The organism is Nakamurella deserti, from assembly GCF_003260015.1.
GTDB classification, from domain to species: domain Bacteria; phylum Actinomycetota; class Actinomycetes; order Mycobacteriales; family Nakamurellaceae; genus Nakamurella; species Nakamurella deserti.
Genome location: NZ_QCXS01000002.1, coordinates 2,347,800 through 2,366,374 on the forward strand (window position 1 = coordinate 2,347,800; position 18,575 = coordinate 2,366,374).

Sequence of the window (18,575 nt, forward strand, 5' to 3'; positions counted from 1 at the left end):
CAGCGGGCGCCGTCCGGGATCGCCGTCATGCGCAGCCGCAGTTGCGCAGCACGGTGGCCAGGGCGTCCTGGGCCGGTCGCGTCGTCTGGCTGTTGACCCCGTTGGACACGAAGGCGAACGTCAGCACCCGGCCGTCGACGTCGAGGACCACCCCGGCCAGCGCGTAGGTCGATTCCAGCGATCCGGTCTTGGCCCGGACCCAGCCACGGCCACCGACCGACGCCGGGTCGCTCGGCTTGAACCGGGGGGCCAGCGTGCCGGACGCGCCCGCGATGGGAAGCCCGACGGTGAGGTCCCGCAAGCCGCCGGTGGAGGTCACCGATGCGGCCAGGACCTGTGCCAGCAACCGCGTCGGCACCTTGTCCAGGACCGACAGGCCCGAGGCGTCGGCGATGACGATGCCGGTGGTGTCGAAGCCGAGGTCCTCGAGGTTGATCTGCAGGGCGGCGGCGACCCCCTCAAACGAAGGCGCGGCCCCCATGGCGCGGGCCACCTCCCGGCCCAGCGCCTCGGCGAGGATGTTGTCGGAGTTCTCCAGGGCCTGCGCCAGCAGCACCGAGATGGGCTGAGAGGACACCTGGCCCAGGACCTCGGCGTCCTGCGGCGCCTGTCCGTCCTCGACGATCTCCACATCGGGCACACCCAGCGCCAGCGCCAACGCCTTGCCCGCGGTGAGCGCCGGGGTGCCGGTGCGACCGGAGTTCTCCAGTGCCGGCCGGAGCCGGTCACCGTCGACCATCAGCGGCGACATCCGGGTGATGAAGCCCTGGCCGTTCTGGTCGTTGATGTCGTTGGTCAGCCAGCCGTCGGCGAAGTCGGACCCCGACCAGGCGCTGGTGTCCAGCACGATCCTGGTGACGGGGACGCCCTTGGCGAGGACCTGGGCGGCGAGCTCGGTCACGGTGGGCGCCCCGGGATAGACCGTGTCGTCGCCGACGGCGCGGGCCGACAGGGTCACGTCGCCCCCGCCGACGAAGACGACCGTGCCGGGCTCGTCCCCCTGGACGACCTTGGTGACGAGACGGCTCTGCGGATCGAGGTGGGTCAGCACCGCCGCCCCCGTGATCAGCTTCATCGTCGACGCCGGGGACTGGGGTGCGGCCGAGTTCTGGTCGAACAGCACGGTGCCCGTCGCCGGGTCGATCACGTACCCGCTCAGGCTGGCGACCGCCGGGCTGGCCAGCACCCCGGCCAGCGCGCTCGACACACCCGCCGGGCTGGGCGACGGTGCGGCGGTGTCCAGGCTGCCGATGGACAACGGCCGCATCGCCACCGGCGGATCGACCACGCCCGCAGCGTTCGCACCGGTCCCGGCACCACTGCCGTCGGCGGTGGTGTCGGCGGCGCCCCCGGGGCGCAGGACCAGGAAGCCGACGACGCCCAGGACGACGACGAGGACCGCGACCAGACCGATCACCAGCCCCTGGCGGGGCAGACGGGACTTCGTGGCCACAGCAGCCTGCTCCTTCTGACGAGGGTGACGTCCGGGACCTGTCCGCGGCTCCGGGAGCGGGCGTCCACGCACAGGATCACAGTCCGTGTTCCGCATTCCACCCTAGAGTCTGGCGCAACGGTGGCAGAGTTCCGTTCATGCCGGACCGGTGGGCGTCGCCACCGGCCGCCCGGTCGCTCGCGCCCTCGTCACACCCGCAGTGGTGAGCGACGGCCCCGGAGGACTGACATAATCTGCGACGGAATCAAGCGAAAGGCGGCAGTGGTGGATTTTGACGTGACCATCGAGATTCCCAAAGGCAGCCGGAACAAGTACGAGATCGATCACCACACCGGCCGGATCATGCTCGACAGGACGCTGTTCACCGCGACCCAGTATCCGGCGGACTACGGGTTCATCGACGACACCCTCGGTCAGGACGGTGACCCGCTGGACGCACTCGTCCTGCTGGCCGAGCCGACCTTCCCCGGCTGTCTGGTGCGTGCCCGCGCGATCGGCATGTTCCGGATGACCGACGAGGCGGGTCCCGACGACAAGGTGCTGTGTGTGGCGGCGAACGACCCCCGCCAGAACCACCTGCAGGACATCGGCGACGTGAACGAGTTCTGGCGGCTGGAGATCGAGCACTTCTTCAGCGTCTACAAGGACCTCGAGCCCGGTAAGTCCGTCGAGGGTGCGATGTGGGTCGGTCGCGGCGACGCCGAGACCGAGATCCGCATCTCCTACAACCGGGAGAAGAAGCGGCTGGCCGCCGAGGCGGCGGCGGGCGACGGTCACGGCGATGCGGCCGACGACCTGCACGCCCACCCGTTGACCCCCGGCGCCTCGCACACCCCGGAGAAGCCGGCGGCACCGAAGCCGACCTCGCACAAGCCGTACTCGGTGACCACCGACGCGCAGGCCCAGGCGCTGGCGGAGCAGTTCATCGCCGACTCCGAGAAGGCCGACCAGGCCATCGCCGCGAAGCTCGAGCGCGGCTGACCGACCGCCGCACGACAGAGGCTCCCCGACCGTCAGGTCGGGGAGCCTCTGTCGTGCGGCGGGTCTGTCTCGTACCGGGGGCTGGCCGTGAACGGGTCCGTGGTGCTCAGGACCGCTCCGGCGCCGCGGGCGACCGGTCAGTCGCTGCCGGGACCGGGTTCAGACGCCGTCGGAACCGGGTTCAGACGCCGTCGGGACCGGTTCGGCCGGCCGTCGGCGGGGCGCCGCGGTCACCAGCGGGTACCGCGCTGGATGTCCTTGAGCTTGGGGCGGACGTCGACCAGGTACACCAGTGACGCCACGGTGGCGGCGCACCACAACAGGCTCGGTGCGGACAGGAAGCCGCTGCCGGACGCCGAGAGCACCAGCAGCAGGGCCGACACCGCCGTGATGGCGAGCCACACGGTCTTGGTCTGCCGGTCGGCGGCGACGAAGGCGTCGGACCGACGCATCACCGCATCGACGAGTACGAACGCGCCCAGCACCCCGCCACCGATCTCGATGACCTGGGTCACCCACCTGATCACCCACGCTGCGATCTCCACCCCCACAGCCTACGGAAACCCGCGAGCCGCCGGACCACCGGCGGGCGGACCCGTCGGTCAGCCGGCGTCGGGCCCGCCACCGCTGCGGCCGGCGCTCCGCGGGGACGGCGCGGGGGCCTTCCGGGGCGCCCCGGCCGCTCTGGTGGCACGACCCTCGGACGGCTTATCGACCGCCGGCACGACGGTCGGCTTACGGGTCCGCGCCGGCTTGGGTGCGGAGGTGGTGGCCTTGATGCGGGCGGTGGCGCGGGGACGCACGACCGGCGGGGTGGTGCCGACGACGGCGGTCACCGTCTCCGTCGAGGCGTCGGCCACCGCGTCGGCCGTGACCGCGGCGGCGGCCGCGCGGCGGGCGGCGGCCTTCTCGGACCGGGCGGCGGCGGCCTCGGCCACCGAGGCGTCGCGATCGACGGCGGCCACGGTGTCAGCCGCTCCGGCGGCGGTGTCGGCGGCCCGCCCGGCCACCCGGCCCACCGTCTCCGCGGCTCGGTGTGCGGTCTCGGAGGTGCGGCCGGCGGCACGACCGGCGGTGTCCGCGGCCTTCGCGGCGGCCTTGCCTGCGCTGTCGGCGGCGAACGACACGACGGTCCGGGCCGTGCTGGTGGCAGTCCTGGTCGCCGCGGCAGCCGCCCGCTCGGCCGCGGCGGCCTCGTGTCCGGTGGTGGCGACGACGGTGGCAACCTTCTTGTCCCCGCGCTCGGCCAGACTGCCGTAGATGACCGCGGCGAGCTGGGCGTAGCCGTCCACCGCGCCCTTGAGCTGCTCGGGCGACAGCGACTCACGGATCTCGGCCACCCGGCCCGGCAGCTGGTCGACGAGGTGCTGGGTGCGCGCCGGGACGTCGGCGGCGACCTTCTGCACCGACTCCATCACGTCGGTGGCGGCCTCCTGCACCCGGTGCGGGAGGTCGGTCGCGAAGTCCCGCGCCTCCGTGGTGGTCTCGATCGCCCGCTTCTCGACGGTGGCGGCCAGCGCCTCGCGCAGCTCGGCCAGTCGCTCGACGGCGAAGTCGCCGGCGCCGATGGCCGCGAGCAGCGGGCGGGGCAAATCACCGAAGCGGTCGGTGAGCTGGTTGACCGCGGCCTCGCTCATGCCGCGGAGGTCGGTGAGGAACGACATCGGGATCTCTCCTTCTCAGGTGGTGCCCGATCGGGGCACGCGGGACGGCGTCAGGGACGCCGCGGTGTGGGTGTCGATGGTCATGGACGGTGCGACCGGGTCGGGCGCCGTGGTGCGGGGGCCGATGGTCATGGACGGTGCGACCGGGTCGGGCGCCGTGGTCCGGTGGTCGGTGTCGTGGCCGGACGCCGAGGTGCGGAGGCCGGTGGTCATGGTCGGCGTGCTCGGGTCGGACGCCGTGGTCCGGTGGCCGGTGTCATGGCCGGACGCCGAGGTGCGGAGGCCGGTGTCATGGTCGGCGTGCTCGGGTCGGACGCCGTGGTGCGGTGGCCGGTGTCGTGGCCGGACGCCGAGGTGCGGAGGCCGGTGTCATGGTCGGCGTGCTCGGGTCGGACGCCGTGGTGCGGTGGCCGGTGTCATGGTCGGCGCGCTCGGGTCGGACGCCGAGGTGCGGAGGCCGGTGTCATGGTCGGCCCGGCCTGGTGGGACGCCGCGGCGTGAGGGCCGAAGGTCGACGCGGTCGTGGTCGTGGGACCGACGGCGACCGGCACCGCAGCCAGGGTGGGCGCGTCACGAGCCGACGGCCCGGCAGTGTCAGGCGGCGGCACGGCGGACACGGCAGGCCCGGCGGGCACCGGTGGCACGGCAGGCCCGCCGGGTGCAGGCGGCACGGCAGGCCCGCCGGGTACAGGCGGCACGGCAGGCCCGCCGGGTACAGGCGACACGGTGGGCCGGGCGGGTGCAGGCGAGGCGACAGGACCGACCGCAGGCGAGCCGGCCGGCTCGGAAGCCCGTTCGGCTTCCCGGCGGTACAGCTGATAGATGTCCAGCAGGGACGCTTTCTGGCGGTCGCTGAGCACCGGGTCGGCCTGGATGGCGGCCTGCACTCCGACGGGCTCAGGTCCGCCCCCGGGCTCGTCGAGGATCCCCGCCATGGTCAACAGGCTCTCCACGGAGATCTGCAGCCCATGCGCGATCTGGGCGAGGATCTCCGCGCTGGGCCGACGGAGTCCCCGCTCGACCTGACTGAGATAGGGATTGGAGACCCCCGCCTGCTTGGCCAGCTGGCGCAGCGAGATCTGCGCGGACTCGCGCTGTTGCCGGATGAAGCCGCCGAGGTCGCGCACCGGGGCGAGGACCTCGGAGATGTCCACGCCACCCACCTCCACCACGCTCGTCGGCCACGGTCCACGCTACCGCGAGGTGCTAGCTACGGCAAGCACCTGCTTGCTGTGGAACGCACCGACGTCAGCGGGGCAGGCCCCGGACCGCCGGCGTCGCCGGATGGTCGTAGCTGAGCACCACCTCGGGTTCGTCCCAGCCCCGGTCGTAGGCGGCGAAAGCCTCGACCTCCCACTGCCGGTCGTCGGGCAGCACCCGGCGCAGCCGGCCCTGGCTGACCCCCACCTTGAGCCGCTGATCGAGGTCCAGCGCGTGGGTCGCGAGCATCGGACCGTCCAGCAGCAGCACGGCGCCATCGGGCGCCTGGCGGTAGGCCTCCCGGACCGCGCGGTCCCGGTCCGGGTCGCGGAGCCTCGTCAGGTACCGGCCACTGCCCGCCGGGTGCAGCGGATCGACGACCTCCCGGGACAACGCCCCCGCGTCCACCCACCCTGACAGCCGGGATTCGACGTCCCGTCGCCCGTGCTCGAGCCGCAGCGACGCGGCCCGCCACCACCACCGCGTGCTGACCCGGATCGCCGGCCGTCCGAGATCGAGCAGCGCTCCGGAGATCGCGTCGGCGAGGTCGGCGGCCCCCACCGTCTCGTCGCCGTCGATCCCGATCCGGACGCGGCTGGGCCCGACCCGGTCGATCCAGCGGGCCAGCCGGCGCGCCAGCTCGTCGGGACCCAGCGGCACGAACGCCGGCCCGCCACGCGCCGCGGGCCGGGCGGCCGTCCGGGAACGGTCGGCGGACATCGTCAGGCCGCGGTTTCCTGGCGTTCGAACTGGGTGCGGTACAGCTCCGCGTAGAGCCCGCCGGCGGCGATCAGTTCGGCGTGGGTGCCGCGTTCGGCGATCCGGCCCGCCTCGACCACGAGGATCTGATCGGCGTTGCGCACGGTGGACAGCCGGTGGGCGATGACGAGGGAGGTCCGCCCCGCCAGCGCGACGTTGAGGGCCCGCTGGACCGCGACCTCGGACTCGCTGTCCAGGTGCGCCGTCGCCTCGTCGAGGACCACGATCGCCGGTGCCTTCAGCAGCACCCGGGCGATCGCCAGCCGCTGCTTCTCCCCGCCGGAGAGGCGGTAGCCACGGTCCCCCACCACGGTGTCCAGACCCTGCGGGAGGCTGTCGACCAATGCGCCGATCTGCGCATCGGCAAGGGCCCGGTGGACCTCGGCGTCGGTCGCCCCCGGCCGCGCGTAGACGAGGTTCGCGCGGATGGTGTCGTGGAACAGGTGCGCGTCCTGCGCGACGACGCCGATGGCGTCGCGGACGGACTGCAGGGTGACGTCGCGGATGTCGTGACCGCCGATCCGCACGGCGCCGCTGTCCACGTCGTAGATCCGCGGCAGCAGCTGCGAGATGGTGGTCTTGCCGGCACCGGACGGACCGACCAGCGCGACCAGCTGACCGGGCTCGGCTCGGAACGACACACCGTGCAACACCGGCGTTCTCGGACTGGTGTCGGGCACGGCGACGTCCTGCAGCGACGACAGCGACACCTCGTCGGCGCCCGGGTAGGCGAAGTGCACGTCGTCGAACTCCACGGCGCCGACACCCGGACGGTCGCCGCCGGGCCCGGTCCGGGGCAGGTCGGCCGCGCCCGGCTTGTCGGTGACCAGCGGGGCGAGATCGAGCACCTCGAAGACCCGCTCGAAGCTGACCAGCGCGCTCATCACGTCGACCCTGACGTTGGACAGCGCGGTCAGCGGGCCGTACAGCCGGGTCAGCAGCAGGGCCAGGGCCACCACGTCGCCGGCGTTGAGCGACCCGCCGATGGCCAGCGCGCCGCCCAGACCGTAGGTCAACGCCTGCGCAAGGGCCGCGACGAGGGTGAGGGCGGCGATGAACACCCGGCCGTACATGGCCGAGGTGATGCCGATGTCGCGGACCCGGCCGGCCCGCTCCCGGAACGACGCCGCCTCCTCCGCGGGGCGGCCGAACAGCGACACCAGCAGCGCGCCCGACACGTTGAAGCGCTCGGTGGTGGTCGAGTTCATCGACGCGTTGAGCGTGTAGCTCTCCCGGGTCAGCGCCTGCAGCCGGCGGCCGAACCACCGCGCCGGCAACACGAACACCGGCAGCAGGATCAGCGACAGCAGGGTGACCTGCCAGGACAGCGTGAACATCACGACGGCGGTCAGCACCAGCCCGATGACGTTGCTCACCACCCCGGACAGCGTCGAGGTGAACGCCTGCTGCGCACCGATCACGTCGTTGTTCAGCCGGCTGACCAGCGCACCCGTCTGGGTGCGGGTGAAGAAGGCGAGCGACATCCGCTGGACGTGCTCGAAGACGCGGGTACGCATCGTGAAGATGAGGCCCTCGCCGATCCGCGAGGAGAACCAGCGGCCCACCAACCCGAGTGCGGTGTCGACCACCGCGAGACCGGCGATGACCACCGCGAGCCAGACGACCGCCGACACGGTGCCGCCCCCGGAGATCTCGTTCACCACCCCACCGGCGAGCAGCGGCGTGGCCACGCCGATCACCGCCGAGATCACCGTGAGCACCAGGAAGACGATGATCTCGCGGCGGAACGGGCGCGCGAAGCCGAGCACCCGAGGGATCGTGCCGGGCGCGAAGGAATGGTCCTTGAGCCGGTCGGTCTGGTGCGAGGCGCCCCGCATCGCCCACATCGCCTGGTGGGCAGACGTCATCGTGATCCTCCTGAACCGATCGTCGTCCCCGGGCTGCGGCGGGCCCGGGCGTCGACGACCCCCCCACTGTGCCCCCGGGCACCGACAATGCCCACGGTGCGACGGCCGGGTTCGCGTTCGGTGAACACCACCGGCGGCACGGAAGGACGCTGCGGCCCTGGTGACCGAGGTCATCCCGACCCGCGCGGGCCCGGGGGCTGCACTACGGTCAGACTGGTCTCGCTGCTGGTCGAGCCCGAATCCGGCGTTCGACGGGTCGCATGCCACACCCATCACGCTCGCGGCGCTGCCCGGCCCGATCACCGGCACGCCCCACCTGGATTGACGAGGACTGACATGACGACGACGTCTGGACCGGTGTACCAACTCCGCGAACGCAACCTCGGACTCGACCTGATGCGGGTCACCGAGGCCGCCGCGCTGGCCGCGGGCCGCTGGGCCGGCCGGGGCGACAAGGAGGCCGGCGACAAGGCCGCCGTCGATCAGATGCGTCAGATGCTCGCCACCGTGTCGATGCGCGGCGTGATCGTCATCGGTGAGGGCGAGAAGGACGAAGCCCCGATGCTCCACAACGACGAGGTCGTCGGCGACGGCACCGGCGCCGAGTGGGACGTCGCGGTCGATCCGGTCGACGGCACGACCCTGTTGGCCAAGGGCATGCCCAACGCCATCGCGGTCATCGCCATCGCCGAGCGCGGCACCATGTTCAACCCCAAGGACGTCTTCTACATGGACAAGATCGCCGTCGGCCCCGAGGCCGTCGACGCGATCGACATCGAGGCGCCCCCGGGCGTCAACGTCCGTACGGTCGCCCGGGCGCTCGGCAAGAACCCCGAGGACATCACCGTCTGCATCCTGGACCGGCCGCGGCACTCCGAGCTGGTCCGCAAGGTCCGCGCGACGGGGGCCCGGATCAAGTTCATCTCCGACGGCGACGTGGCCGGCGCGATCATGGCGGCGCGGCCGAACATCGGCGTCGACCTGATGATGGGTGTCGGCGGCACCCCCGAGGGCGTCATCACCGCGTGCGCGATGCGGGCGCTGGGCGGGGCGATCCAGACCAAGCTGTGGTTCGCCGACGACGCGCAGCAGCAGCGCGCCATCGACGCCGGCCACGATCTGGACCGGGTGCTGGTCACCGAGGATCTCGTCCGTACCGACAACGTGTTCATGGTCGCCACCGGCATCACCGAGGGCGAGCTGCTCAACGGCGTCCGCTACACCGCGGGCGGGGCACTCACCGATTCGCTGGTGATGCGCGGCAAGTCCGGCACCGTCCGGTCGATCACCGGTGAGCACTCGCTGAAGAAGATCGCCAAGGTCACCCAGGGATAGGTCGCCGGCCCGTCGTTCTGCCGACGGGCGGCCCCTGACGCGCAGGCCCCGCTGGCGCCGGTCGCCCGGCTGTCGCGGTCAGCGGACCAGCTCCGCACCCACGGCCGGCTGAGCTGGCGCGGAGCCGCAGCTGCGCGGGCCAGCGCGCCAACTCCGCGACAGGTCCCACGTCTTCGCGACACGTCCAGCCACACGGAGCTGTCGCGAAGCAGACGAAGATGTCGCGAAGTCAACTGCGGATCAGGCCGAGTTCGCATCACCTTCGTCACCGGCGCACCCGTTGCAACTGACGCGCGGATTACGGAATCGACGCGGAGGTGGGGCTGCGCGGGCCACCCCGGCAACTCCGCGACAGGTTCGGCGACTCCGCGACATGTTCAGGCAGACGGAGCTGTCGCGAAGTGGGCGGAGTTGTTGCGAAGTCAGTTGCGGAATGAGCAGGCCGCCTGCGCACCGTCTCTGTCACCGGCGCATCCGTTGCAACCGGTGCGCGAACGACGTCGATGCGGAGCTGAAGCGGCGCCGCCGGGCCCGCTCCGCGGCAGCTTCCACCGCATTAACTCCGCGACAGGTTCGGCAACTTCGCGACGAGTCCGACCAGACGGAGCTGTCGCAAAGCCGGCCATGCTGTCGCTGAGCCGGCCGTGCCGTCCGAGCAGACGGAGCTGTCGTACCGCCCGCCAGCCTGTCGCTGAGCCCGCCGTGCCACCGCGAACCAGACGCAGCTGTCGCGACCGGCGAAGCTGTCGCGAAGTCGGCCGAGCACCGCCGGACTCGGCCAGCGGGACCGCCCCGGTCCGCTACTCGACGCGCAGTCCGAGGCCGACGGCGAGGGCGGGTGCCAGGTCGGCGAGCTGCGCGGCGTCGACGACGGCCCCGCGGAGCGACGTGACGTCACCGGTGACGTCGAGGCTGCGCGCCCCGCGGAAGTCGACGTCGGTCAGCGTGGTGTCGTTGAGGCGCAACCGCGACACGGTCGATCCGGGGAACCGCACGCGCGTCGCCTTCAGCCCGCCGAAGTCGACGTCGGTCAGCTCGCACCGGTCGAAGAGGACATCGGTGAGCGTGGCGAACTTCAGGTTGACGGACTCTATCCGGCACTCCACGAGGTGCACCCGCCGCCAGGTCGCTCCCGACATGCCGGTGGCGGTCAGCGCGCAACCGACCACGGTGACGTCGCGGAGGTCGACCTGGGTGAGATCGGTGCCGATCCAGCGGGACCGCCCGATCCAGCTGTCGTGCCAGCGGCTGCGGCCGAAGTCGCCGCCGGTGACGGTCATCCCCGACACCGCCGTGTCGGCGAAGCGGGTGCCGCCGGCGTCGACGCGGTCCCACGAGCCGCCCTCCCACGACGCGTGTTCGTGGTCGTCGCCGTCCAGGGGATCACGGTCCTGCGCGGTGAGCGCCCGCGCGTACGGCAGGTCGGCGAGGGCGGTGACGGCGGGGCCCGGCGCCCAGGCGGGCATCAGCGCGCCGGGTCGGCGACCGGCCGGCCGGCCGGGGTCACGACCGTCTTCGGCTCGCGCGCCCCACCCGAGATCAGGCCGGCGACGACGATCAACGCCACCACCACGAGCAGGGCGTTGAGCAGGCCGAAGTGATCGCCGAGGAAGCCCAGCAACGGCGGCCCGACGAGGAAGGCGACGTAGCCGATGGTGGCGACGGCGCTCACCCGGGCACCGGCGGTGGCCGGATCGTCCGCGGCGGCGCTCATCCCGACCGGGAAGCCCAGCGAGGCCCCGAGTCCCCAGAGCACGACGCCGACGACGGCGATCGGGGTGGGCGCGAAGATGACCACCAGCAGCCCCACCACGGCCAGCGCCGCGGTGGCCCGCAGCACCGGGACGCGGCCGTACCGGTCGAGCACCTTGACCCCGGCGATCCGGCCGATGGTCATCGCGGTGAGGAAGACACCGAGGATGAGGGCCCCGGAGGCGTTGCTGACCCCGTGACCGTCGACCATGGCCAGCGCGAGCCAGTCGTTGGCCGACCCTTCGGCGAAGGCCATGCCCAGCACGATGAGTCCGATCAGGATGGTCCGGCGGTCGCGCCAGATGGCCATCCGCTCCCGCCAGCCCGACGGCACCGCGGTGTCTCCGGAGATGACGTCCTGGTGCGGCTGCAGCCGGGTCACCGCGAACAACGCCCCACCGACAAGCGCCACCGCGACGACCAGGATGTGCACGAGCACCGACACCCCGAGCTTCTCGGCGAGCGCGCCCAGCCCGGCGCCGGCCATGGTCCCGCCGGAGAACGCGGCGTGGAACAGCGGCATCACGGTGCGGCCGAGCGCGCGCTCGTTGGCGGCGCCCTCGACGTTCATCGACACGTCGGCGGCACCGTTGCTGGCACCGAAGACCACCAGTCCGGCGATGACCACGACAGGGTTCTCCAGGGCGGTGGCCCCGATCCCGGCGATCACCAGCCCGACCGCGGCCCCGCTGAGGGTCACCGCGATCGTGCGCCGCGGCCCGAACCGCGCCAGGACCGAGCTCGACAGCAGCAGGCCGATGATCGAACCCACCGCGATGCCGAAGACGATCCACCCCATCTGGGCCGTGGTCGCTCCGAGCAGGTCGCGGATGTTCGGCGTCCGCGACAACCACGTCGAGATGGCCAGCCCGCACAGCGCGAAGATGACGAACACCGCGTTGCGCCAACGGGTCAGGTCCCGACGGGTCAACGTCGTCGGCTGGGCCTGGTCGCTCATGGTGTTCCTCGTGCTCGGGTGACGCGGGTGGACGGTGCCGGCCGGTTCAGGCGGTGGTGAACCAGGTGGTGGTGTTCGCGGGGATCACGCCGGGCGCGCCCGGGGTGCTGGTGACGAGCACGGTGGCACCGACCAGCGCGGCCGGCACCGGCTCCTCGGCGTCGGTGAAGTTCGTGACGCTGACGAAGTGGTCGCCGCGGCGCAGGGCGAGGACGCCCGGGTCGGTGTCGAGCCAGCCCATCGGCCCGTCCCCGAGCCCCGCGGACCGCCGGGCGGCCAGCGCCGCCCGGTACAGGTTCAGCGTCGACGACGGGTCGGCGTCCTGGACCTCGGCGGTCTGGGTGGCCCAGTCGGCCGGCTGCGGCAGCCACGGGGTGCCGCCCGGGCCGAAGCCGAACGGCGCCTCGGTACCCGACCACGGCAGCGGCACACGGCAACCGTCGCGGCCGATCCGCTCGCCGTTCGTCCGGGCGAAGATCGGGTCCTGCCGGAGCGCGCCGGGGATGTCCTCGACCTCCTCCAGTCCCAGCTCCTCACCCTGGTAGACGTAGGCGCCGCCGGGCAGCGCCAGCGTCAGCAGGGTGCCGGCCGTGGCGCGGGCCAGGCCGACGTCGCCGCCGCCGAAGCGGGTGCGGTGCCGGGTGACGTCGTGGTTGGACAGCACCCAGGTCGCCGGCGCACCGACGCTGCGAAGCTCCTCGAGGGTCTTGTCCACGACCTTCCGGACGGCGTCGGCGTCCCAGCCGGCCACCAGGTAGTCGAAGTTGAACGCGGTGTGCAGCTCGTCGGGCCGCAGGTACTGGGCGAAGCGGTCGGGGTTGGGCACCCACGCCTCGCCGCAGAACACCCGGTCGCCGGCGTATTCGTCCAGGACCTTGCGCCAGCCGCGGTAGATGTCGTGCACGCCGTCGCGGTCCCAGTGCGGGTGGTCGCCCACGTTCTCCGCGGTCAGCAGGTGGCCGCCCGGCATGTCCGGCAGGTCCGGGTCCTTGACCATGCCGTGGGCGACGTCGATGCGGAAGCCGTCGACGCCGAGGTCGAGCCAGAACCGCAGGATGTCGTGGAACTCGGCGACGACCTCATCGTTGGTCCAGTCCAGGTCGGGCTGCTCCGGGGCGAACAGGTGCAGGTACCAGCTGCCGTCCTCGACGCGGGTCCACGCCGGACCGCCGAAGTTGGACTCCCAGTTGTTCGGCGGCAGCTCGCCGTGCTCGCCGCGGCCGTCCCGGAAGATGTAGCGCGCCCGCTCCGGACTGCCCGGACCGGCGGCCAACGCCGCCTGGAACCAGACGTGCCGGTACGACGTGTGGTTGGGGACGAGGTCGACGACGACCCGCAGGCCGGCGTCGTGCGCCTCGGTGATCATGGCCGTCGCGTCGGCCAGGGTGCCGAAGACGGGATCGACGTCGCGGTAGTCGGCGACGTCGTAGCCGGCGTCGGCCTGCGGCGACGGGTAGAACGGGCTCAGCCAGATCGCGTCGACACCCAGGTCGGCGAGGTAGCCGATCTTGCCGCGCACCCCGTTCAGGTCGCCCATGCCGTCGCCGTCGGAGTCGGCGAAGCTGCGCGGATAGATCTGGTAGATCACCGCGGAGCGCCACCACGGGGCGGTCGGGCCGCCCGTGGGCTGTGCGTCGGCGGTCGTCCGGGAGTCGGCCGGGGCGGGCGCGGTGGTGGTGACGGACACGGAGCGGTCCTCTCGTCCTCGGGTGGGGCTCAGGCGGGCGGATGGTCGACGAGCCGGGGCAGTGGTCGGCCGCACCGCACCGGTCGGGCGCACGATGCTGGTCTCTCGATTAAAACGGTTCACAGCTCGACCGGTCAAGTCCATCCGCGCAGGCTTGTCAAGCCCCTCCAGGCCGTCGTAAAGTCGATTTAACGGTTAACCCCGCGATCGCTCCGCATCCGTCCCGACCTCAGGAACGCCACTCCCCATGCCCCGCCGGATCACCGCACGCGCCTCGCTGACCACCGTCGCCGCCGAGCTCGGGGTGTCCACCGCCACGGTGTCCAACGTCTACAACCGCCCGGAGAAGGTCTCTCCGGAGCTACGCCGGCGCGTGCTGGCCGCCGCCGAACGGCAGGGCTACGCCGGACCCGACCCGGCGGCCCGCCAACTCAGCCGCGGCCGTACCGACACCCTGGGACTGCTGTTCACCGGCGAGCTGTCCTACGCGTTCAAGGACCCCGCCGCGGTCGCGTTCCTCGAGGGGCTGTCGTCCAGCTGCCAGACCGCCGAACTGAACCTGCTGATCATCTCGGCCGAGTCGACCAGTCACCGCAGCGGCGCCGTGGGCAACGCCATCGTGGACGGCTTCGTGGTCTACGCGGTCGGCGACGACGACCCCCACTTCCGCCAGATCATCGACCGTCAGCTGCCGACGGTCGTGGTGGACTCCCCCCGCCACACCCCGGGCGTCGACTGGGTCGGGCCCGACGACCGGGCCGGCGCGCGGGCGCTCGGGGAGGTGCTGGTCAGGATGGGCCACCGCCGCATCGGCGCGATCGCCGCCGGCACCGGTGGACAGTCGTTCAGCGGCCCCGCCGACGACGTCGCCTTCGGCCCGGCGGCCGCCTCGGTGTTCCAGGACCGGGCGCGCGGGCTGCGGGACGCCCTGGCCGTCGTCGGAGTCACCGACCTGCCGGTGGAGCTGCGGCCGGCGAACACCGTCGCCGACGGCGTCAGTGCCTGCCACGCCCTGTTGGACCGGCGCCCGGACCTGACCGCGGTGTGCGCCCTGATGGACGTGATGGCCCTCGGGGCGCTGGAGGCGGCGGCCGCCCGCGGCCTGTCGGTCCCCGGCGATCTGACCGTCACCGGCTACGACGACATCCCCCGGGCGGCCGCCATCGGCCTGACCACGGTCAGCCAGCCGCTGGTGGACAAGGGACGCATCGCCGGGGAGCTGTACCTGAGCCACCGGCGGGGCGCGGCACCACGCCGCCGTGTGCTGCCCACGCACGTGCAGCTGCGCGCGTCCAGCGGCCCGGCCCGCGCCTGACCATCCGCGTGCGTCACCACGGGCCACCTGCCAGGCTCGGTGGATGAGCGACGCCAAGGACGATCTGCACCACTATCTCCTCGCAGGACGGGAGGCGCTGCTGTGGAAGCTGGACGGCCTGTCCGACTACGACGTCCGGCGGCCGATCACGCCGACCGGCACCAACCTGCTGGGCCTGGTCAAGCACGTGGCAGGCACCTCGGTGGACTACCTGGGCCTGGTCTTCGGCCGGCCGTTCGGTGAGCCCTCACGGGGACTGGGCGAGGACGACGAGGACAACGCCGACATGTGGGCGACGGCGGACGAGTCTCGGGCGGACCTGCTGGCGTACTGGCACCGGGCGTGGGCGCACGCGGACGCGACCGTGGCCGCCCTCGATCTCGACGCCACCGGCACCGTGCCGTGGTGGCCGCCGGACCGGGCGACGGTGACGCTGCACCGGGTGCTGGTGCACGTGGCGACCGAGGTGCACCGGCACGCCGGCCACGCCGACATCGTCCGCGAGACGATCGACGGCACCGCCGGTCTGCGGGACAGCGCGTCGAACCTGCCCGACCGGCAACCGGACTGGTGGGAGCGCTACCGGAACCGGCTCGAGGACACCGCCCGCCGCTTCCGCGACCAGTAGCTCACCGCAGGCACCGGCTCACTGCACGCACAGGCAGAACGGATGTCCGGCCGGGTCCAGGAACGCCCGGAAGCCCGCGCCCTCGGCGCCGTGCACGCGGGTGGCTCCGAGCCGCACCGCGAACGCCTCGGACTCGTCCAGGTCGTCGACGTCGAAGTCGATGTGCAGCTGCTGCGGGACCGCGGGATCGGGCCAGGTCGGTGCAACCAGGTCGGGCGCGAGCTGGAAGGCCAGGCCCGGGCCGCCGGGGCCCCGCACGGTCACCCAGTCGTCCTCGGAGCGCACGACGTCCCAGCCGAGCAGCTCTGCGTAGAAGGTCGCCGACGCCATCGGGTCGGGCGTGTCGAGCACGGTGAGGTCGAAGCCGACGCGGGGCTTCCGGGGAGCGTTCATGCCGGAATCCTGCCCACCCCCGACGGTCCCGGCAACCGGGTTCAGCCCAGGAAGTTGTGCGCGACCGTGTAGATGACCAGGCCGGCGAGTGAGCCGACGACGGTGCCGTTGATCCGGATGAACTGCAGGTCCCGGCCGACGAGCAGTTCGAGTTTGCGGCTGGTGGCCTCGCCGTCCCAGTTCGCGACGGTGTCGTTGATGATCGCGGCCACTTCGTGGGCGTAGTGCCGGGCGCCGTAGCCCGCGGCATCGCCGATCCAGCGGTCGATCTTGCCGGCCAGCTCGGCGTCGTCGAGCAGCTTCCGCCCGAAGTCGCCGATGGTCGCCGCGGCCCGCACCCGGAGCGTGGACGTGGGGTCGTTCGCGGCGTCGAGCAGGGTGGCCTTCACCGAGCCCCACGCCGACCGGACCAGTTTCTGCACCTCCGGGTTGTCGACGATGCGCTGCTTGACGGTCTCGGCGCGGGCCCGGGTGATCTCGTCGTGCTGCAGGTCGTCGGCGAGCTCGGCGAGGAAACGGTCGACGGCGATCCGCAGCTGATGGTTCTTGTCGTCGCGGACGCCCCGGACGAACCGCTCGACCTCGTTGAACAGCCGGTCGGTGACGATGACGTCGAGGAACTTCGGCGTCCACGACGGCGCCCGGTTCAGCACCGCCCCGCTGACCAGGTGCTCGTTGCGCAGCACCCACTCGTGGATGCGCTCGACGAGCACGTCGACGAGGTCGAGGTGGTCGCCGCGGGAGACGACGTCGCCCAGCACGCGTCCCAGCGGCGGCCCGACCTCGAAGTCGGTGGCCCGGCGCTGGATCATCGACGCCATCACGTCGCTCACGTCGTCGTCGTCGAGGACGTTGCCGATGCCGTTGAGAGCCGCCCCCAGCTCCGCCGAGACGCGTTCCGCGGACTCGGGTCTGGACAACCACTGACCCGCCCGGTGGGCCACCGAGAAACGGGCCAGCTTGGCACGCACCACGTCCTCGTTCAGGAAGTTGTCGGCGACGAATGACGTCAACGACTCCCCGATGGCGTCCTTGCGCTCCGGGATGATCGCGGTGTGCGGGATGGGCAGCCCGAGCGGACGCCGGAACAGCGCGGTGACCGCGAACCAGTCCGCGAGCGCGCCGACCATGCCGGCCTCCGACATCGCCCGCACGTACCCCCAGGCCGGGTGGGTGTCCTGCAGCGTCCACGCGATCACGAAGACGACCGCCATCAGCCCCAGCAGGCTGGTGGCGACGACCTTCATCCGGCGCAACGCCACGGCCCGCGCCCGGTCGGCGGGCGACTCCATCGTGATGCTCATCCGTCCAGTCTGGCCGACGGGCGGCCCGGTCGGCGCCGGCGGCCCGCGGTCCGCCGCGGGCGGGTCGGCCGCCGCCCGGGTAGGAAGGAGCCATGACTGCGTCCCGGGCGGCACTGGTGCCGCGGATGGCCCCGTTCACCACGACGATCTTCGCCGAGATGAGCGCGCTGGCCGCGGCCACCGGCGCGGTGAACCTGGGCCAGGGCTTCCCCGACTCCGACGGGCCGGCCGCGATGCTGCGGGTGGCGCAGGAGGCCATCGGGTCGGGACTCAACCAGTACCCGCCGGGACCGGGACTCCCGGTGCTGCGCAACGCGATCGCCCACGCCCGGTCGCGCGACCACGACCAGGAGTTCGACCCGGACACCGAGATCCTGGTGACGGTGGGGGCCACCGAGGCGATCGCCGCGGCGGTCCTGGCGTTCTGCGAACCCGGCGACGAGGTGCTGACCCTGGACCCGTTCTACGACTCGTACCCGGCCGTGGCGGCGATGGCCCACGCGCGGCACGTCGCGGTCCCGCTGCGCCGGGACGGCACCGGCCGGCTCGCTCTGGACGTGGAGGAGTTCGCCGCCGCCGTCACCGACCGCACCCGGATCGTGCTGCTCAACTCCCCGCACAACCCGACCGGGACGGTGCTCACCCGCGAGGAACTGACCGGGATCGCGACGGTCTGCCGGGAGCGGGACCTGCTCGTCGTCACCGACGAGGTCTACGAGTACCTGACCTTGGACGGGGTCGCCCACGTCCCGATCGGCACGCTGCCGGGGATGGCCGAACGGACGCTGACCGTGTCCAGCGGTGGCAAGACGTTCTCGGCGACGGGCTGGAAGATCGGCTGGGTGTGCGGCCCGGCGCCGCTGGTCGCCGCGGTGCGGGCGGTCAAGCAGTTCCTGACCTTCGTCGCCGGGCCGGCGTTCCAGGTCGCCGTCGCGCACGGCCTACGGCACGAGAAGTCCTGGGTGGACGCCCTCGCCGTCGACCTGGGGCGCAAGCGCGACCGGCTCTGCGCGGGGCTGGTTGCCGCCGGCTTCGAGGTGTTCCGGCCGCAGGGCACGTACTTCGTGCTGGCCGACATCACCCCCCTCGGCGGTACCGACGGGGTGGGGTTCTGCCTTGAGCTGCCCTCCCGGGCGGGGGTGGTCGCCATCCCCGCGCAGGTGTTCTCCGCCGACGCCGACCGCTGGCGGACCATCGTCCGGTTCGCCTTCTGCAAGGCCGATGCGGTCATCGACGACGCCTGCGCCCGGTTGTCCCGGCTGTCGGCCTGACCTGAAC

16 protein-coding genes and 1 pseudogene are annotated in these 18,575 nt (G+C 72.5%); 5 read left to right on the top strand and 12 right to left on the bottom strand.

The window, feature by feature from the left end:
* Window positions 1-25 precede the first annotated feature (25 nt).
* Complete coding sequence (dacB, locus tag DB033_RS10710; protein ID WP_157970625.1) at window positions 26-1,453, bottom strand: D-alanyl-D-alanine carboxypeptidase/D-alanyl-D-alanine endopeptidase; 1,428 nt, start codon at window positions 1,451-1,453, stop codon at window positions 26-28.
* Between the two features lie 264 nt (window positions 1,454-1,717).
* Here dacB and DB033_RS21735 point away from each other — a divergent pair.
* Window positions 1,718-2,230, top strand: a pseudogene (locus DB033_RS21735) (inorganic diphosphatase); the annotation flags it as partial.
* A gap of 434 nt (window positions 2,231-2,664) precedes the next feature.
* Here DB033_RS21735 and DB033_RS10720 read toward each other — a convergent pair.
* The 6 genes from DB033_RS10720 to DB033_RS10745 form a co-directional block, all read right to left on the bottom strand.
* On the bottom strand, window positions 2,665-2,979 hold the full coding sequence (locus DB033_RS10720; protein ID WP_205843753.1) for a DUF2516 family protein: 315 nt from the start codon (window positions 2,977-2,979) through the stop codon (window positions 2,665-2,667).
* A 57-nt stretch (window positions 2,980-3,036) separates the two neighbouring features.
* Window positions 3,037-4,098, bottom strand: coding sequence for a hypothetical protein (locus DB033_RS10725; RefSeq protein WP_111766662.1), 1,062 nt, complete (start codon window positions 4,096-4,098; stop codon window positions 3,037-3,039).
* 15 nt (window positions 4,099-4,113) lie between these two features.
* Window positions 4,114-4,311 (bottom strand): hypothetical protein, encoded by a 198-nt coding sequence (locus DB033_RS10730; protein ID WP_111766663.1) that lies wholly within the window; start codon window positions 4,309-4,311, stop codon window positions 4,114-4,116.
* Window positions 4,312-4,514: 203 nt separating this feature from the next.
* The gene (locus DB033_RS10735) at window positions 4,515-5,252 is read right to left on the bottom strand and encodes a helix-turn-helix domain-containing protein (protein ID WP_240615832.1); all 738 of its coding nucleotides are present in this window, start codon (window positions 5,250-5,252) and stop codon (window positions 4,515-4,517) included.
* A gap of 94 nt (window positions 5,253-5,346) precedes the next feature.
* The gene (locus tag DB033_RS10740; protein ID WP_111766664.1) at window positions 5,347-6,018 is read right to left on the bottom strand and encodes a nucleoside/nucleotide kinase family protein; all 672 of its coding nucleotides are present in this window, start codon (window positions 6,016-6,018) and stop codon (window positions 5,347-5,349) included.
* Between the two features lie 2 nt (window positions 6,019-6,020).
* Window positions 6,021-7,925: an ABC transporter ATP-binding protein gene (locus DB033_RS10745; RefSeq protein WP_111766665.1), complete on the bottom strand. Its 1,905-nt coding sequence runs from the start codon at window positions 7,923-7,925 to the stop codon at window positions 6,021-6,023.
* 336 nt (window positions 7,926-8,261) lie between these two features.
* On the opposite strand from DB033_RS10745, the gene glpX reads away from it, so the two are divergent.
* Window positions 8,262-9,260, top strand: coding sequence for a class II fructose-bisphosphatase (gene glpX / locus DB033_RS10750; RefSeq protein ID WP_111766666.1), 999 nt, complete (start codon window positions 8,262-8,264; stop codon window positions 9,258-9,260).
* A gap of 800 nt (window positions 9,261-10,060) precedes the next feature.
* On the opposite strand, the gene DB033_RS10755 is transcribed toward glpX, so the two are convergent.
* From DB033_RS10755 to DB033_RS10765, 3 genes are read right to left on the bottom strand one after another with little or no spacing between them, the layout of a single operon-like run.
* Window positions 10,061-10,726 (bottom strand): pentapeptide repeat-containing protein, encoded by a 666-nt coding sequence (locus DB033_RS10755; RefSeq protein ID WP_111766667.1) that lies wholly within the window; start codon window positions 10,724-10,726, stop codon window positions 10,061-10,063.
* The gene (locus tag DB033_RS10760; RefSeq protein WP_111766668.1) at window positions 10,726-11,970 is read right to left on the bottom strand and encodes an MFS transporter; all 1,245 of its coding nucleotides are present in this window, start codon (window positions 11,968-11,970) and stop codon (window positions 10,726-10,728) included. The genes DB033_RS10755 and DB033_RS10760 overlap by 1 nt, the downstream gene beginning before the upstream one ends.
* Before the next feature lie 46 nt (window positions 11,971-12,016).
* Window positions 12,017-13,657, bottom strand: coding sequence for a glycoside hydrolase family 13 protein (locus DB033_RS10765; RefSeq protein ID WP_240615833.1), 1,641 nt, complete (start codon window positions 13,655-13,657; stop codon window positions 12,017-12,019).
* A 247-nt stretch (window positions 13,658-13,904) separates the two neighbouring features.
* Between DB033_RS10765 and DB033_RS10770 the strand changes: the two genes are divergently transcribed.
* Both DB033_RS10770 and DB033_RS10775 read left to right on the top strand, forming a co-directional pair.
* Window positions 13,905-14,972: a LacI family DNA-binding transcriptional regulator gene (locus DB033_RS10770; RefSeq protein ID WP_111766670.1), complete on the top strand. Its 1,068-nt coding sequence runs from the start codon at window positions 13,905-13,907 to the stop codon at window positions 14,970-14,972.
* A 43-nt stretch (window positions 14,973-15,015) separates the two neighbouring features.
* Window positions 15,016-15,600 (top strand): DinB family protein, encoded by a 585-nt coding sequence (locus tag DB033_RS10775; protein WP_111766671.1) that lies wholly within the window; start codon window positions 15,016-15,018, stop codon window positions 15,598-15,600.
* Between the two features lie 18 nt (window positions 15,601-15,618).
* Here the strand turns inward: DB033_RS10775 and DB033_RS10780 are convergent, their stop codons facing one another.
* Together DB033_RS10780 and DB033_RS10785 are read right to left on the bottom strand one after the other, a co-directional pair.
* Window positions 15,619-15,993, bottom strand: a complete 375-nt coding sequence (locus DB033_RS10780) for a VOC family protein (RefSeq protein WP_111766672.1) — start codon at window positions 15,991-15,993, stop codon at window positions 15,619-15,621.
* 41 nt (window positions 15,994-16,034) lie between these two features.
* Window positions 16,035-17,297: a DUF445 domain-containing protein gene (locus tag DB033_RS10785; RefSeq protein WP_205843755.1), complete on the bottom strand. Its 1,263-nt coding sequence runs from the start codon at window positions 17,295-17,297 to the stop codon at window positions 16,035-16,037.
* 92 nt (window positions 17,298-17,389) lie between these two features.
* Between DB033_RS10785 and DB033_RS10790 the strand changes: the two genes are divergently transcribed.
* The gene (locus tag DB033_RS10790; protein WP_111766673.1) at window positions 17,390-18,568 is read left to right on the top strand and encodes a pyridoxal phosphate-dependent aminotransferase; all 1,179 of its coding nucleotides are present in this window, start codon (window positions 17,390-17,392) and stop codon (window positions 18,566-18,568) included.
* The last annotated feature ends 7 nt before the right edge of the window (window positions 18,569-18,575 follow it).

Bases quoted from the DNA above. Each gene is read 5' to 3' on its own strand.
- DB033_RS10725 (WP_111766662.1), bottom strand. From the start codon at position 4,098: ATGTCGTTCCTCACCGACCTCCGCGGCATGAGCGAGGCCGCGGTCAAC.
- DB033_RS10730 (WP_111766663.1), bottom strand. From the start codon at position 4,311: ATGACCACCGGCCTCCGCACCTCGGCGTCCGGCCACGACACCGACCAC.
- DB033_RS10740 (WP_111766664.1), bottom strand. From the start codon at position 6,018: ATGTCCGCCGACCGTTCCCGGACGGCCGCCCGGCCCGCGGCGCGTGGC.
- DB033_RS10745 (WP_111766665.1), bottom strand. From the start codon at position 7,925: ATGACGTCTGCCCACCAGGCGATGTGGGCGATGCGGGGCGCCTCGCAC.
- glpX (WP_111766666.1), top strand. From the start codon at position 8,262: ATGACGACGACGTCTGGACCGGTGTACCAACTCCGCGAACGCAACCTC.
- DB033_RS10755 (WP_111766667.1), bottom strand. From the start codon at position 10,726: ATGCCCGCCTGGGCGCCGGGCCCCGCCGTCACCGCCCTCGCCGACCTG.
- DB033_RS10760 (WP_111766668.1), bottom strand. From the start codon at position 11,970: ATGAGCGACCAGGCCCAGCCGACGACGTTGACCCGTCGGGACCTGACC.
- DB033_RS10770 (WP_111766670.1), top strand. From the start codon at position 13,905: ATGCCCCGCCGGATCACCGCACGCGCCTCGCTGACCACCGTCGCCGCC.
- DB033_RS10775 (WP_111766671.1), top strand. From the start codon at position 15,016: ATGAGCGACGCCAAGGACGATCTGCACCACTATCTCCTCGCAGGACGG.
- DB033_RS10780 (WP_111766672.1), bottom strand. From the start codon at position 15,993: ATGAACGCTCCCCGGAAGCCCCGCGTCGGCTTCGACCTCACCGTGCTC.
- DB033_RS10785 (WP_205843755.1), bottom strand. From the start codon at position 17,297: ATGAGCATCACGATGGAGTCGCCCGCCGACCGGGCGCGGGCCGTGGCG.
- DB033_RS10790 (WP_111766673.1), top strand. From the start codon at position 17,390: ATGACTGCGTCCCGGGCGGCACTGGTGCCGCGGATGGCCCCGTTCACC.